The sequence below is a fragment of the Sphingobacterium sp. UBA7038 genome (assembly GCF_002494055.1).
GTDB lineage: Bacteria > Bacteroidota > Bacteroidia > Sphingobacteriales > Sphingobacteriaceae > Sphingobacterium > Sphingobacterium multivorum.
Window position 1 is genome coordinate 1 of sequence record NZ_DLAV01000040.1, and the last position, 13,105, is coordinate 13,105.

A 13,105-nucleotide genomic window follows, 5' to 3' on the forward strand; every position below is an offset into this window, starting at 1 on the left:
ACCACTTCGCTACGGCTGTTACTTTGTGCATTGGAAGCTTGGATCTTTTGATTGAAATCTTCAGCGAATAGCTGCTCTACTCCTGCTGTTTCTCCCGCTGTAGTTACCGCTACATAGTGTTCTAAAGCGAAGTCTGCTGTGGAAAGGTTAACGTTTGCTTTTGTTGCTTTTGCTCCTGGTCCTTCAGCTGCCATAGCGAAAGTTGATACGGCGATTAGGGCTGCTGCTGCGAATGTTTTTACTAATGCTTTCATAATGTCTTTATTTTATTGTGTTAGTTTTTTATCTGTTGTTATTTGTTGACTCAAAACTACGACACAATACGCTCCTAGCCTATCGGCTTTAGACCAACGATCGGGAAAACTCGGTGAATGGCGGGAATGGAACGGCGAGGAAAGTGAAATTATTTTTATTATCTTTTAACAACAATTAAAAAACGCGATTCGCCAAGGCCGATGGTGTCAATGATTTTAGCGGAGCTGAGAAGAATACTGTTATTAACATAGAGAAGGAAAAGATGGAACAACATGTAATTAAACTGTTCAGATTATTACTTTTATTGTCATTTATATTTGTCAATGTTAGTTTATTTAGCCGACCAAAATATTTTGTTATGCCGGATAAGCCGGAGAACTATTCAATTGATCAGTACAAATTATCAACAGAAAAACTATACGGTATAGAAAAGAATGTAGAGTTATTTACACTCACATTCCATAATGGACCGGACTCAATAAGTAAAGATAAAATTAATGCCAACACGCAGCTCAATATAATACTTATTGCTGTCCTCCCCGATTTGTTAGGGAGCACAGATTGGAAAGAAATTAATCTCGATACTATTAAAGACGACATTATTACTACTTCGGTATTAAATAGATTATTCCGAATAAATACTCTTTCAGGTTTAGATGACCCTTATGGTCCAAAAACTAAATATTTTGACGAATATCAAATTATCCGGAAAATTGGCAACAAATACTTTGCGTCTAAACATTGTTTAATTCAATTTTTTGCCGTCAGAAATAGGCCTTCCATTTTTCAGCATGTGTTTGGGACAATAAATATTGAGCAAGAACCGCTCAAGATTACAGAAATGGAAACTATTTTTAAAAAGAGATACCCCGGCACTAACTTTCCACCATATACGATCGGCGACACACCTTATTCCTACAGTAGCGCTATTGATTATTTAAGAGATCGGAAAGAATATTTGTCAAAAACCATCAAGTTCCAAAATAACGAAATTGGTTACCAGTTTTGGACCTATACCAACTGGCATACGCATGATCATGAGTTGGAGGTAGATAGAGGAATAGACAGATTTGTATACGTGCCTGGAAAAGGGATCGTGGGCGGTTCATTTGACTTCTATTTTTATTTTCATCGTAAGAAATTGCCCATAAAGTATAGCGACTTTCTGAATAATGTGAAAGAGGAAAAAGTGATGATTGCGCCAGAATTTAAAGTTTAATGATCGCTCATCACATTAAAAATGCTATTCACCAAAGTCGGTTCATTAAATGATTTTAGCGAAGCGGAGAAAAATAGAGTTATTAACCATAGCGAAAGAAAAGATGAAACAACATATAATTAAACGGTTCAGATTATGGCTTTTGATGCCATTATTAATTGTTTCGCTCAGTTTATCAGCCAACGTCAAATATATCTTATTACCTGATCAGCCACAGGGCTGTATCTTAGATAATTACAAATTATCTACAGATAACTTGTATGGTATCAAGAAGAGCGTTGAGCTATTTTCACTGACGTTCATCGATGGTATAGCTATAGATCGAAATAAATTGGACCAGCAAAAAGACCTTAATCTAATTCTTATTGCCGTTCTTCCAGATTTGGAAGGGAACCGTGATTGGACTGAAATTCATCTGGATAGTATCAAAAATGATACGATACCCCACCAATACCTTAAAAGGCTATTAAGAGCCAATACATACGCTGATTTTGATAAAACATACGGTGCAAAAACTAAATATTTCGACGAATATCAAATTATCCGGAAAATTGGCAACAAATACTATTCGTCCAAACATTGTCTTATACAATTTTTTGCCGTCAGAAATAGGCCTTCCATTTTTCAGAATATATTTGGGACAATAAATATTGAGCAAGAGCCTATTAAAATTACTGAAATGGAAGCTATTTTTAAAAAGAGATTTCCGCATGAAGAATTTCCTGCTTACACTATCGGCAATACCCCTTACGACTATCCTACTTTCGATTATCTAAGAGACCGAAGAGAATATTTATCTAAGATCGTCAAGTTTAAAAATGGTAAAATGGGTTATCAATTTTGGACTTATACAGACTGGCATACGCATGACCATGAGCTGGAAGTAGATAGAGGTATTGACAGATTTATATACGTACCAGGAAATGGGATCGTGGGCGGTTCATTTGACTTCTATTTTTATTTTCATCGTAAAAAATTACCTATAAAATACAGCGATTTCCTCAATAACGTAAAAGAGGAAAAAGTGATGATTGCGCCAGAATTTAAAGTTTGATGATCGGCAATCAACGAGTAACGCACATTGCATGACAAAACAAAAAAGCCAGATCTCACGACCTAGCTTCTAAACTAAATTTAAACATTTGATTCACTAGTGGTTTGTCATTTATTTGCAGCAAACCACCAGTTGTAAAATTCTATTTATAAGAATTGATTGATTTGGATACTTTCCAATCATTGCCCACACGCTCCAAAGTAACTAGATCTGTCTTGGTGAAATCCTCAAATTTCAAAGTCACTTTAGCCACCGTATAGTCTGCCGATTCCTCAATGATGTCTGTGCTTACTGTGCAGTTCAGCTTTTCCCCTTTTTGCTTTTTCAAGGATTTAACCACTTCGCTACGGCTGTTACTTTGTGCATTGGTAACTTGGATCTTTTGATTAAAATCAGCTGCAAATAACTGCTCTACACCTGCTGATTCCCCATCCGTAGTGACCGCAACATAGTGCGCTAAAGCGAAATCTGCGGTGGAAAGGTTAACGTTTGCTTTTGTTGCTTTTGCTCCAGGTCCTTCAGCTGCCATAGTGAAAGTTGATACAGCGATTAAAGCTGCTGCTACGAATGTTTTTACTAGAGTTTTCATAATGTCTTTTTTTATTGTGTTAGTTCTGTTGTTCTTATTTGTTGACTCAAAACTACCACATAATAGGCTTCTAGCCCATGGGCTTTAGACTAACGATCGGGAAAACTCGGTGAATGGCGGGAATAGGGAGATAAGTCTGCTTCGTATCAGATTCGTACCACGTTCGGATCATCAATAGATATTGTACAGACACCCAACAGTGCGGAAAGTGGGCGTACGTGTATTGGAAGATGAAATGACCACGTTTGGTGAGCTACAGATTATAGGACTGAATTTTATGCCTGCCAACCGTGAAAAAGCAGACCGGAATACCTTATCGGCTACTTCTACTGTTCAGGAAATGCTTATCAAGCTGAAACCGGATGCTTCCAGACCAACCGTCGTATTGCATCACGGTCCCAGCGGTATCCGATATGCCGACGAGCATGGTGTGGATCTGTATCTGGCAGGACATCCCCACGGCGGACAATTGTTCCCCATGACCTGGGTAGCCCAAATGGATTTTGAATACAACAAAGGACTGCACCGATACGGAAACACGAACGTTTTTGTGTCGCAGGGCATCGGTATGTACGGCCCGCCGATGCGTGTAGGCACAAAGAGCGAGATCGTGGTGCTGAATTTGAAACCCCAGAATAGAAAGTAACCGGTTTTAAAAAACAGTTTACCCGGATATAATGACTTCATCATCCTTTCTTTCCTCCATCCCATTAAGCGTAATCTCCCGATGTTGCAAGCCCCATTCCACCATTTTTTGGATGACCTCATAAAGCTGCTCACCTGAAGGTGTCAATTCATACTCGATCAAAACCGGTGTGGAGTTAATCACATTTCTCCTGACCACGCCGTTGACTTCAAGCTCTTTCAGCTCCTTGGAAACCATTCGGGGCGTAATATCCGTAATTGCCCTTTGTATATCCGTAAAACGTTTTTTACCACTGAGCAAGGTGCATACCACCGCCAGTTTCCATTTGCCGCTCACCACATTCAGCGTGTCTGTCAGTGCCATGATTAAACCCCTGTCACACTTCATACTATCTGAATACCTGCTATCTATCATTCCAATTATTTTGTTCGTAAAATTCCTGTCAACAACTACTTTTATTTATATGAACTATACATCTATATAGCACTATACAATAGTATAGTCATATAAAATATATAGCAAATATAGGTAACTTTGTCACATTAGAAAAAGTAAACAAATAGAAAAAATGATTTTAGTAACAGGAGCCACAGGGCATTTGGGAACAGCGGTAATAGACCAGTTGTTAAAACATACCTCAACAGAGAACTTTGTTGCATTGGCGAGAAGCGAGGAAAAAGCAAAGGCATTGAAAGATAAGGGTGTACAGGTACGCATTGGCGATTTTGACGATCCAGCATCGCTGGAAAAAGCCTTTGCAGAAATAGACAAACTTTTACTGATTTCAACGGTAGCTCAAAACAGGGGCGAACAGCAAAAAGCCGTAGTAGAAGTTGCCAAAAAAGCGGGTGTACAACATATTATTTACACTGGTGTTTCGCTGAAAGATCTGAGCACATCCGCTATCAAATGGTTGATGGCAAGCCATTTCGAAACAGAAGATGCCATCAAGGAAAGCGGCCTTGTCTATACGTTTCTCCGCAATGCGTTGTACACCGATGTGATACCGATGTATGTGGGAGAGCACGTTTTTGAAGCCGGAATTTACCTACCTGCCGGTGATGGTAAAGCACCGTTTGCCCTCCGCAGGGAAATGGGAGAAGCTGTTGCCAATGTTTTGTTGCAGGACGGACACGAAAATAAAACCTATGAAATTACAGGCAGCGAACTGTATTCGTACACCGATGTAGCTCAGGCTCTTTCGGAATTATCAGGCAAATCGGTTTCTTACACCAATGCCGACCCAACAGAGTTTACCGAAAAACTAAAGCAGTTTAACGTTCCCGAATTTGCCATTTTACTAACCGCCGGTTTTGCCGAAGATCAGAAAAACCACCAGTTTGAAGAGGTAACAAACGATTTGGAAAACCTTTTGGGAAGAAAACCTTTGGCATTGAAAGAAGCATTAAAAGAAATCTATAAGTTGTAACAGCCCATACGACTTCATTAATGGTAAAATCTTACACCACCACACTCAGCATTTGCCGAGTGTGGTGGTGTATTTTAGACTGTTTTTTTATTTTGTTAGTTTTGCATATATAATTCATCTGACGGATTGATTAAGAATATCCAATATTTCTTCCCAGGTCAAATGCACATAAAAACGATGCAAGATTTTGAGTACATAAAAATTGTTCCAGACGAACGGCTCTCCGGTTTTGTGGAGAGTTTCCTGCTATGTGCCAATCATACCGATGAAGATAAAGAAGTCATTATTTTTCCCGATGGAAGAGTGGACATTATGTTTAGTTGTACAGATCAGGAACCATTGGTAGCCGAATTATTTAATCTGGATAAAAAAGCAAGCCGGTATATTTTCAAAACGCAAACAAAGCTTTTTATGGTATGTCTTACCTTGCTCGGTGCCGAATACCTGCTCGGATACAAAGGGACAGATTTTGGAAAAGATGAGATTCGGCTTCCCGCAGATCTTTGGGATATTTCTAAAGAAGACCTTACAAGCTTAGATAGCTTTGCAGAAAAGGTTTCGGAAAAACTTTTGGAAATATTCCCGAAAAAGATGGATGAAAGAAAGCAACAGCTTTTTGAGCTTATCTATTCGTCAGGTAGTAAGGCGTTATCAAGTACCCTCCTTACAGCAAGAAAAACTCAAATGGCTAAAATCGCTTTTGGAACGAATTTCTTAATGACACAACCAAAGAACACTCCGTAAAAAATCAATTTAATTTTGACGATGGACATTACAAACCTTCCCGAAGATCTATGGGAACATAACGAAACTCATACTTCGGATTTGCAAATTTTCAATTACGAAGTGTATAAGAACGGTTCTAGAAACAAGATTGGCCTGGATAAAAATGTATTCAGTTTCTTATTGGATGGTCAAAAAAACATTCACTTTTCTAATGATATCATTTCAATCAATGAAACACAATCGCTACTTATCACATCTAATAATGTTTTGGTTACCGAACTGGTAGGTGTAAGTTCATACCGTTGTTTACTCTTCTTCTTTTCTCACAAAAACATCACCGATTTTTTATTGAAACATTCCCATTCTTTCAGTCAGAATGCCTCAGATAAAAAGATAACGGATATACCTTATTTCCTTTTAGAGAAAGACAATTTTATCATCCATTATATTCATTCGCTCCAACAAATTTTTGGTTTGCAACAATCTATCTCTCAAAAGATTTTGGAACTGAAATTTGAAGAAATAATGCTTTATCTGGCGGATAAATATGGGACGGTATTTTTAGATTACTTACATTATTTACTAATCAATGAAAGAGAATTATCATTTAAAATGGTAATTGAAAAGAACCTTTATACGAACTTGAATATTGACGAAATAGCCTTTCTGTGCAATATGAGTGCCTCTACTTTTAAGAGAAAATTTATAAGTATATACCAGGAATCTCCAGGGAAATGGTTTCGGCAAAAACGGCTTAACAAGGCCAAAGAATTGTTACATAATAATCAAGTCACACCTTCCGAAATTTTTATGGACTTTGGCTATGGCAGCTTGTCAAATTTTAGTGCAGCCTTTAAAAATGAATTTGGGTATAGCCCCAACCACATCCACTCAAATTGACCTCTTTTCATAACTTATTGAACCAAACCAATAAACGAAGCAGCGCTGGTTTTTCTAATTTGGTCTGATGAAAGAATTGTTTAACTAAAAAATAAAAAAAATGAAAAAATTAGGATTGTTAGTTCGGTTGGAAGCAAAGGCCGGCCAAGAAAAAAACGTTGAAGATTTTATTACAGGAGCATTACCGCTTGCTCTTGAAGAAGCCGGTACCGTTACGTGGTATGCATTCCGTATTGATGCTTCTACCTTCGGTATTTACGATACTTTTTCAAACGAAGAAGGTAGAGAGGCACACCTTGGCGGTAAGATCGCAAAAGCATTAATGGAAAATGCACCAGACCTATTGGCAACACCTCCGTCTATTGAAAAATTGGACATTTTAGCTGCCAAATAGCCTAAGATAATACCATTATATTTAAGGGAGGATTTTGCAAAAACTCAGCAAAATCCTCCCTTAATTGTTCAGAAAAAATCTTCTCTTCCTCAATTTTTTAGATATCTAAAAAATCAACCCAAAAAAGCTTACGTCACGCTGCTGGTGTGACAACAGGATCAACCGTTTATTATTGCTGGTGCTGGACCTGTGGGACGCTGCGCCGCAGAATCAGCAAAGCTTCTTGGAGCTTCCTGCGTTATTGTAGGAGATATGAACAAGGAGCGGTTGGAACTTGTCAAACAGGCGGGAATGGAAACTGTTGATCTTACCCTTGATGCCAGTGTAGCAGAACAGATCGAACAGATTCTCGGAGTACCAGAAGTGGATGCCGGTGTGGATGCCGTAGGTTATGAGGCACATGGACATGGTGATGAAGACTACAAAATAGAAAATCCCAACGCAGTTATCAATGATCTTTTCGATGTTGTTCGCGTAAGCGGAGGTATAGGGACTCCAGGTATCTATACTCCTTCTGACCCAGGAGGACGTGATGAGAATGCTAAGCACGGTAAACTGACTGTCGACTGGGGAAAAGGTTGGCTTAAGTCATTTCATATTCAAACGGGAATGGCTCCAATTGGACGTTACAATTATCAAATTATGCAGGCCATTCTAAGGGGCCGTATCTCCATGAAAACGATCATGAACCCGCAGGTTATCAGCCTTGACGAAGCACCACAAGCCTATAAAGACTTTTCGGATGGTTCAAGCAAAAAGTTAATTATCGATCCACATGGCATGATAAAAAACCGTTCGTAAACTCACGTAGAGCGAAAATAAAAAGTAAAGGTGGGACATCGAATAAATGTCCCACCTTTTTTAAATTTCTCAGCTTAACCAATTACATACCTATTTAACGCGCACTTTGCGTTAATCAGTGTCTATATTGGCCCGGAGAAAGCCCCTCAAGCCTTTTAAAAATTTTAATGAAATGATTCACATTAATAAACCTGATGCGTAACAGGCTTCAGTCACAGTAACGGAACTGTCAGCCATTATTTTTTTGCATGGTCTATGCGCGTACGCAGAACACATTCCAAAGGAGTTATGTCCAGTATATTTTTAAAATATTGATAAAAAGATGATTGGCTCAAACAGCATTCTCTTGCCAATTTTTCAACAGTTATTTTTTCCGTAAGGTGCTTATGCACGTAATTGATCGCCGGTTGAATTCTATTGTCATGCATTGGTTGATTGCTGTTCACTGACAAACGGTTCTGGGTCTGAAGAAGCCTTAATAGAAGTACTTTAAGAGAGAGGTCCGCAATTGCCTCTTTTGCAAAACCTTCCTCCATACTAAGGTTAACAAGTTTATTGAGACTTGTTACAAGCTCCATGCTATTTTCGAATGCTGATGCGAAAAATCAAGTTTCCATTCAAAAGGTGCCTGACGATTTGAATATCTCTCATTTAGATAGTCAAGATTTTTGTGAACAGTATCCCAGTCCAATGTAAGAGTGATACATTGAACGGGACGATTTTCATCTGCGTCTGGAAAACCTACATTCATGGTTAGTCCGTCAGGAAGGATCACACTTTGACCGGGCAGAAAGTCAAATGCCTCCTGCCCATCCTCGGACATCACTTTTTCTCCTCTCATCATACTTGAAACTACCAATCCACCACTATATGAAAGTATTACATTGTCACTTTTATGAAATGTTTCAAATATGTTGAGCTCACAATTCGGAAGATTAAAAGTCCTCCGGTGCTCCAGTCTGGAATCCAATTTAGAACCGTCGCTTAAATTTACGTGATTTATCCGATAAGATTTCATACTTAAGTCTTTTTATATTTACTATTGACCAAATAAAATTTACTTAATCCCAATTTTCGCAGCCGCCAGATTTGATAGCAGGATGCCATACATTTCGGATCTGCACCTGTTAAATCCCTTTCTGGAAATAATACAGTAAGCCAGGAGGGATAAATTGACCAGAACGGCAAAGGAATTCGATAGGATGATCTGCCAACCCTCTTTCATGATTCCATACCAGACCCAGAGGGAAAGACCTGAAAGTAAAACAATAAGTATTAAGATTGAAATGTCATCCGCATTTCTGGATCTTATTACCTTTATCAATTGGGGCATCATTGCAAATGAAGTTAAGACACCTGCAATGAGTCCAATTAAGTCTGTATTCATACGACATATTTATTTTGTTAATAGCGGACATCGCGTCCTTTAATTTTCATTTTTTAAACATAGGCAGCCAAATATTTAGCTGTTTTGCTTTGCTTATTCTTAGCTACTTCCGCGGGAGCTCCTTCAGCAATTATCTTTCCGCCATCTTTACCCGCACCGGGTCCCAGATCTATCACCCAGTCACTGGAGGCCACAACATGCATATCATGTTCAACCGTAATCACGGTATTTCCGGCATCAACCAAAAAATTCAGCTGACCTATCAACTTTTCCACATCAGACGGATGCAGTCCTGTCGTCGGTTCGTCCAAAACGTATAAAGTTTTCCCTTTTTGCGTACGCTGCAGTTCCGATGCCAATTTGATACGCTGTGCTTCTCCCCCAGATAATTCTGTGGCCGGCTGTCCAAGACGTATATAACCCAAACCGACCTGTCTGAGGACTTCAAGACTTTGCCTTAAAGACCTGTCGCTGCTGAAAAAATCCCAGGCCTGATCCACAGTCATGTCCAAAACTTCGGCAATATTTTTATCGTCATACTTTACTTCCAGTGTTTTGTCATTATATCGGGTTCCCTTACAGGTCGGACATGGTGTATAAACACTGGGAAGGAATAACAGTTCTACCATAACAAACCCTTCTCCTTTGCAGTGTGCACATCGTCCCTTGGCTACATTAAAAGAAAAACGTCCCACATCATATTTCCTTTTTTTAGCTAGCTCAGTTTCAGCAAATAATTGCCTTACCCTGTCAAACAGCCCCGTATAGGTTGCCAGATTTGAACGTGGTGTTCTGCCGATTGGCTTTTGGTCAACTCTTACCAGCCGCTTGATGTGTTCCATGCCGTTTGTGATAACACCTGAAGTCTGAATATTGGTTTCCTGTGATAGTTCAGGCTGTTCATCGCTGCTTTCCTCCATATCCTGTCCCAAATAATCCGATATCAAGTCTACCAGCGCCTGACTTACCAGACTGCTTTTACCTGACCCTGAAGTACCTGTAATACTGGTGAGAACGCCCAAGGGAATTGACACATCCAGGTTTTGGATATTATTTCTGGTGATATTACTGGCTCGCAGCCAGTGCTCAGCTGTCCTGACAACCTCTTTGGTAACAGGAACCGGATCAATATAATGACGGGTTACTGACCGTTCTACAGATTGTAGTCCTTCCAGAGGACCGCTATATAATATTTCCCCGCCATTGGCTCCCGCCTGTGGCCCAACATCCACAACCCAGTCACAATGTCGGATAATATCAACCTCATGCTCTACGATAAACATTGAATTACCCGCATCTTTCAATTTTATCAAAACAGCCAACAAGGCTTCTGTATCTGCAGGATGAAGACCCGCTGACGGTTCATCCAGAACGTAAATTACGCCAAACAGATTAGAATGTACCTGTGTCGCCAGCCTTAACCGCTGTAATTCGCCGGGAGAAATACTTGGCGTGCTCCGCTCCAGCGAAAGATAGCCCAGACCGAGATCAATCATGATTTTTAGCCGTGCAACAAGATCTACCGCAATATTTTGGGCAACGATCGCTTTCTCAGGATGTTTATCTTTATCATTAGATAAAAATCTACCCTCCGCATATGGGGTAAAAATGGCCATCAGCTGAGATAACGACTGATTGGAAAGATCAGCGATGTCGAATCCCTCAAATTTTACAGCCAAAGATTCTTTTTTTAATCTCTTTCCGTGACATTCCGAACATTCCGTATTCAGCATATACTGTGATACCCGCCTCTTCATCATCGGACTGTTGGTATTTGCAAATGTTTGCAGAACATAGCGTTTGGCACCGGTAAAAGTTCCCATATAGCTTGGCGGCAATTTCATTTTCACTGCGCGGTTTACCTCCGCTGCAGACAGCCCTGAATACACGGGTACTGTAGGTGTTTCATCGGTAAATAGTATCCAGTCCCGGTCCTTTTTCGGCAGATCCTTCCACGGCTTATCGACATCAAATCCTAAAGTCATCAAAATTTCCCGGAGATTTTGCCCTTGCCAAGCCGATGGCCAGGCAGCTACTGCCCGTTCACGTATTGTCAGGGAATCATCCGGTACCATCGATTTTTCTGTGACATCGTAAATGCGTCCGATACCATGGCATACAGGACATGCTCCTTCGGGCGTATTGGGAGAAAATCCTTCTGCATAGATGATAGACTGTTTGGGCGGATAATCCCCTGCCCGGGAATATAACATCCTCAATAAATTGGAAATAGTCGTTACACTTCCCACTGTAGAGCGGACGGTAGTACCTCCCCTGCTCTGTTGCAGGGCAACAGCCGGGGGCAGTCCATGAATGGCACTGACCTCAGGAACATTCATTTGATTAAATAAACGTCTTGCATAGGGTGACACTGACTCCAGATATCTTCGCTGTGCTTCCGCATAGATCGTACCGAATGCAAGAGAAGATTTACCCGAACCCGATATCCCCGTAAATACGACAAGCTTATTTCTGGGAATATCGACATCAACATCTTTGAGATTGTGTTCCTTGGCTCCCCTGACACGTACAAAACCTTCGGAATTCTGTTCGCTTGGACTTTGATCTGAAAGGTCTCTCTTTTTAGAGCCTTCTGTATTTTTACCAAAAATTTTCATAAAACAATGCTTTAAGGTTACATAAGATAAAATCCCTGCGGCTCAATTGGATCTGGGATTTCCTTCTCATTGAATAGTTGACGGATATTGATCTCTATCGTTCGTGAAAGTGCGGTCATAAGCGTATCCGTAGGGCTGTTGCTGAAAGGATCCTGAAGCCTATGCGCTAGCATTTCCAAGAAAAAAAACATCATCGAAACCGAAATAAGAATGACAACCTGCAGCACAATGTTTAAGTGGAACGAGGATGACAGACTTAGAAAAACCGCAAACAAATAGATGGCGGCATGCAATATCTGACCAAATGTCGGTGAAAAAACGGTATTTTTAATCCGCTCTGCTCTTCCCATCGATGCTACAAGATCATTTAATGTTTTTTCAATCTGAAGCAGAGCAAATTCATTCAGCAGGTTTTCATCATAAAGTTTTTTCAAGCATCCATTCTGTAATTGACTGATCGCAAAGGGGACATTTGAATGTTCTCGGAGCTTTTTCATTTCCTCTCCGCTGAGCAAATCTTCTAGAACAGGCCAAATATCCTGCCGCCTCAATGCTCTTTCTAAAGCTCTACACCAGCCAATCTGATAATGGGAAATTTTAGCCACATCTACGTTTTCAGTTTTCACATAAAGCTGGAGCTGCAGGATCAGAGAACGGCTGTCATTTACGATTGCTCCCCAGATGGTATGGGCTTCCCACCACCGGTTATAGAACTGGTTGATTTTATACGATAACAGAATCGAGATCGCAATACCCAATGTTGTCGCTATGTGAATGGAAATATCCGGCGCATAATATGGTAATAGACCAAAAGTAACCCCCAGAAGGGCAACTGTAAACAATTGTACCTTAATTCCATTTAATAGAAATTTAAATGGAACTCTGCGGTTTATTATCATGGGACTTTCTATTTAACATTATTATTACTATACAATTCAAAACACTTGCGTCCAAAACGTTTAAAAAGTGGCGGTGTTTGGATATAGCAAAGTTGCTATATTTAAATCGCAAAATTATAACACACCGCCATGATAAATTTAAATGTTTTTAGTCAGATTTTATCTCTTATCGACCGCGAATTATTCAA

At 39.9% G+C, this 13,105-nt stretch carries 17 protein-coding genes; 8 read left to right on the forward strand and 9 right to left on the reverse strand.

The genetic code is table 11. The features are described 5' to 3' along the window. Positions 1 to 254, reverse strand: a 254-nt coding sequence (locus B3H30_RS24335; RefSeq protein ID WP_286834977.1) for a hypothetical protein, incomplete at its 3' end; no start/stop codon positions are given. Between the two features lie 359 nt (positions 255 to 613). Between B3H30_RS24335 and B3H30_RS24340 the strand changes: the two genes are divergently transcribed. Together B3H30_RS24340 and B3H30_RS24345 are read left to right on the forward strand one after the other, a co-directional pair. Further along, positions 614 to 1,474, forward strand: coding sequence for a hypothetical protein (locus B3H30_RS24340; RefSeq protein ID WP_286710166.1), 861 nt, complete (start codon positions 614 to 616; stop codon positions 1,472 to 1,474). Positions 1,475 to 1,577: 103 nt separating this feature from the next. Further along, complete coding sequence (locus tag B3H30_RS24345) at positions 1,578 to 2,528, forward strand: hypothetical protein (protein ID WP_286710165.1); 951 nt, start codon at positions 1,578 to 1,580, stop codon at positions 2,526 to 2,528. A gap of 142 nt (positions 2,529 to 2,670) precedes the next feature. Here the strand turns inward: B3H30_RS24345 and B3H30_RS24350 are convergent, their stop codons facing one another. After that, positions 2,671 to 3,117: a nuclear transport factor 2 family protein gene (locus B3H30_RS24350; RefSeq protein WP_286766896.1), complete on the reverse strand. Its 447-nt coding sequence runs from the start codon at positions 3,115 to 3,117 to the stop codon at positions 2,671 to 2,673. 181 nt (positions 3,118 to 3,298) lie between these two features. Here B3H30_RS24350 and B3H30_RS24355 point away from each other — a divergent pair, with 181 nt between their 5' ends. Beyond that, a complete protein-coding gene (locus B3H30_RS24355; RefSeq protein ID WP_286776950.1) occupies positions 3,299 to 3,763 on the forward strand; it encodes a hypothetical protein in 465 nt (154 codons plus the stop codon). Positions 3,764 to 3,781: 18 nt separating this feature from the next. Here B3H30_RS24355 and B3H30_RS24360 read toward each other — a convergent pair whose 3' ends face one another. After that, positions 3,782 to 4,126, reverse strand: coding sequence for a winged helix-turn-helix transcriptional regulator (locus B3H30_RS24360; RefSeq protein ID WP_217493502.1), 345 nt, complete (start codon positions 4,124 to 4,126; stop codon positions 3,782 to 3,784). Positions 4,127 to 4,331: 205 nt separating this feature from the next. Here B3H30_RS24360 and B3H30_RS24365 point away from each other — a divergent pair, with 205 nt between their 5' ends. From B3H30_RS24365 to B3H30_RS24385, 5 genes are all read left to right on the forward strand, one after another. Further along, positions 4,332 to 5,192 carry an SDR family oxidoreductase gene (locus B3H30_RS24365; protein WP_070561049.1) on the forward strand — a complete coding sequence of 287 codons (861 nt, stop codon included), beginning with the start codon at positions 4,332 to 4,334 and terminating at the stop codon, positions 5,190 to 5,192. 177 nt (positions 5,193 to 5,369) lie between these two features. Beyond that, entirely contained in the window at positions 5,370 to 5,936 is a 567-nt protein-coding gene (locus B3H30_RS24370) for a hypothetical protein (protein WP_070561050.1), read from the forward strand. Positions 5,937 to 5,957: 21 nt separating this feature from the next. Then, complete coding sequence (locus tag B3H30_RS24375) at positions 5,958 to 6,818, forward strand: helix-turn-helix domain-containing protein (protein ID WP_070561051.1); 861 nt, start codon at positions 5,958 to 5,960, stop codon at positions 6,816 to 6,818. Positions 6,819 to 6,918: 100 nt separating this feature from the next. Further along, positions 6,919 to 7,212 (forward strand): putative quinol monooxygenase, encoded by a 294-nt coding sequence (locus tag B3H30_RS24380; protein ID WP_047096321.1) that lies wholly within the window; start codon positions 6,919 to 6,921, stop codon positions 7,210 to 7,212. A 189-nt stretch (positions 7,213 to 7,401) separates the two neighbouring features. Next, positions 7,402 to 8,013 carry a hypothetical protein gene (locus tag B3H30_RS24385; RefSeq protein ID WP_333802797.1) on the forward strand — a complete coding sequence of 204 codons (612 nt, stop codon included), beginning with the start codon at positions 7,402 to 7,404 and terminating at the stop codon, positions 8,011 to 8,013. Between the two features lie 115 nt (positions 8,014 to 8,128). On the opposite strand, the gene B3H30_RS24955 is transcribed toward B3H30_RS24385, so the two are convergent. Genes B3H30_RS24955 through B3H30_RS24410 form a run of 6 tightly spaced genes read right to left on the reverse strand, consistent with a single transcriptional unit; the run spans position 8,129 to position 12,917 of the window. After that, positions 8,129 to 8,218: an AraC family transcriptional regulator gene (locus B3H30_RS24955; RefSeq protein ID WP_368072483.1), complete on the reverse strand. Its 90-nt coding sequence runs from the start codon at positions 8,216 to 8,218 to the stop codon at positions 8,129 to 8,131. A gap of 31 nt (positions 8,219 to 8,249) precedes the next feature. After that, positions 8,250 to 8,591, reverse strand: coding sequence for an AraC family transcriptional regulator (locus tag B3H30_RS24390; protein ID WP_070561053.1), 342 nt, complete (start codon positions 8,589 to 8,591; stop codon positions 8,250 to 8,252). Continuing rightward, on the reverse strand, positions 8,579 to 9,031 hold the full coding sequence (locus B3H30_RS24395; RefSeq protein WP_070561054.1) for an AraC family transcriptional regulator N-terminal domain-containing protein: 453 nt from the start codon (positions 9,029 to 9,031) through the stop codon (positions 8,579 to 8,581). The genes B3H30_RS24390 and B3H30_RS24395 overlap by 13 nt, the downstream gene beginning before the upstream one ends. A 39-nt stretch (positions 9,032 to 9,070) precedes the next feature. After that, complete coding sequence (locus B3H30_RS24400; protein WP_070561055.1) at positions 9,071 to 9,400, reverse strand: SemiSWEET transporter; 330 nt, start codon at positions 9,398 to 9,400, stop codon at positions 9,071 to 9,073. A 53-nt stretch (positions 9,401 to 9,453) separates the two neighbouring features. Beyond that, on the reverse strand, positions 9,454 to 12,018 hold the full coding sequence (gene uvrA / locus B3H30_RS24405; RefSeq protein ID WP_070561056.1) for an excinuclease ABC subunit UvrA: 2,565 nt from the start codon (positions 12,016 to 12,018) through the stop codon (positions 9,454 to 9,456). A 17-nt stretch (positions 12,019 to 12,035) separates the two neighbouring features. Next, positions 12,036 to 12,917, reverse strand: coding sequence for a bestrophin family protein (locus tag B3H30_RS24410; RefSeq protein WP_070561057.1), 882 nt, complete (start codon positions 12,915 to 12,917; stop codon positions 12,036 to 12,038). Between the last annotated feature and the right edge of the window lie 188 nt (positions 12,918 to 13,105).

What these genes read in the sequence shown, in the direction of transcription:
- B3H30_RS24350 (WP_286766896.1), bottom strand. Translation starts at nt 3,117, where the DNA reads ATGAAAACTCTAGTAAAAACATTCGTAGCAGCAGCTTTAATCGCTGTA.
- uvrA (WP_070561056.1), bottom strand. Translation starts at nt 12,018, where the DNA reads ATGAAAATTTTTGGTAAAAATACAGAAGGCTCTAAAAAGAGAGACCTT.
- B3H30_RS24400 (WP_070561055.1), bottom strand. Translation starts at nt 9,400, where the DNA reads ATGAATACAGACTTAATTGGACTCATTGCAGGTGTCTTAACTTCATTT.
- B3H30_RS24410 (WP_070561057.1), bottom strand. Translation starts at nt 12,917, where the DNA reads ATGATAATAAACCGCAGAGTTCCATTTAAATTTCTATTAAATGGAATT.
- B3H30_RS24345 (WP_286710165.1), top strand. Translation starts at nt 1,578, where the DNA reads ATGAAACAACATATAATTAAACGGTTCAGATTATGGCTTTTGATGCCA.
- B3H30_RS24360 (WP_217493502.1), bottom strand. Translation starts at nt 4,126, where the DNA reads ATGGCACTGACAGACACGCTGAATGTGGTGAGCGGCAAATGGAAACTG.
- B3H30_RS24375 (WP_070561051.1), top strand. Translation starts at nt 5,958, where the DNA reads ATGGACATTACAAACCTTCCCGAAGATCTATGGGAACATAACGAAACT.
- B3H30_RS24380 (WP_047096321.1), top strand. Translation starts at nt 6,919, where the DNA reads ATGAAAAAATTAGGATTGTTAGTTCGGTTGGAAGCAAAGGCCGGCCAA.
- B3H30_RS24365 (WP_070561049.1), top strand. Translation starts at nt 4,332, where the DNA reads ATGATTTTAGTAACAGGAGCCACAGGGCATTTGGGAACAGCGGTAATA.
- B3H30_RS24395 (WP_070561054.1), bottom strand. Translation starts at nt 9,031, where the DNA reads ATGAAATCTTATCGGATAAATCACGTAAATTTAAGCGACGGTTCTAAA.
- B3H30_RS24390 (WP_070561053.1), bottom strand. Translation starts at nt 8,591, where the DNA reads ATGGAGCTTGTAACAAGTCTCAATAAACTTGTTAACCTTAGTATGGAG.
- B3H30_RS24370 (WP_070561050.1), top strand. Translation starts at nt 5,370, where the DNA reads ATGCAAGATTTTGAGTACATAAAAATTGTTCCAGACGAACGGCTCTCC.
- B3H30_RS24340 (WP_286710166.1), top strand. Translation starts at nt 614, where the DNA reads ATGCCGGATAAGCCGGAGAACTATTCAATTGATCAGTACAAATTATCA.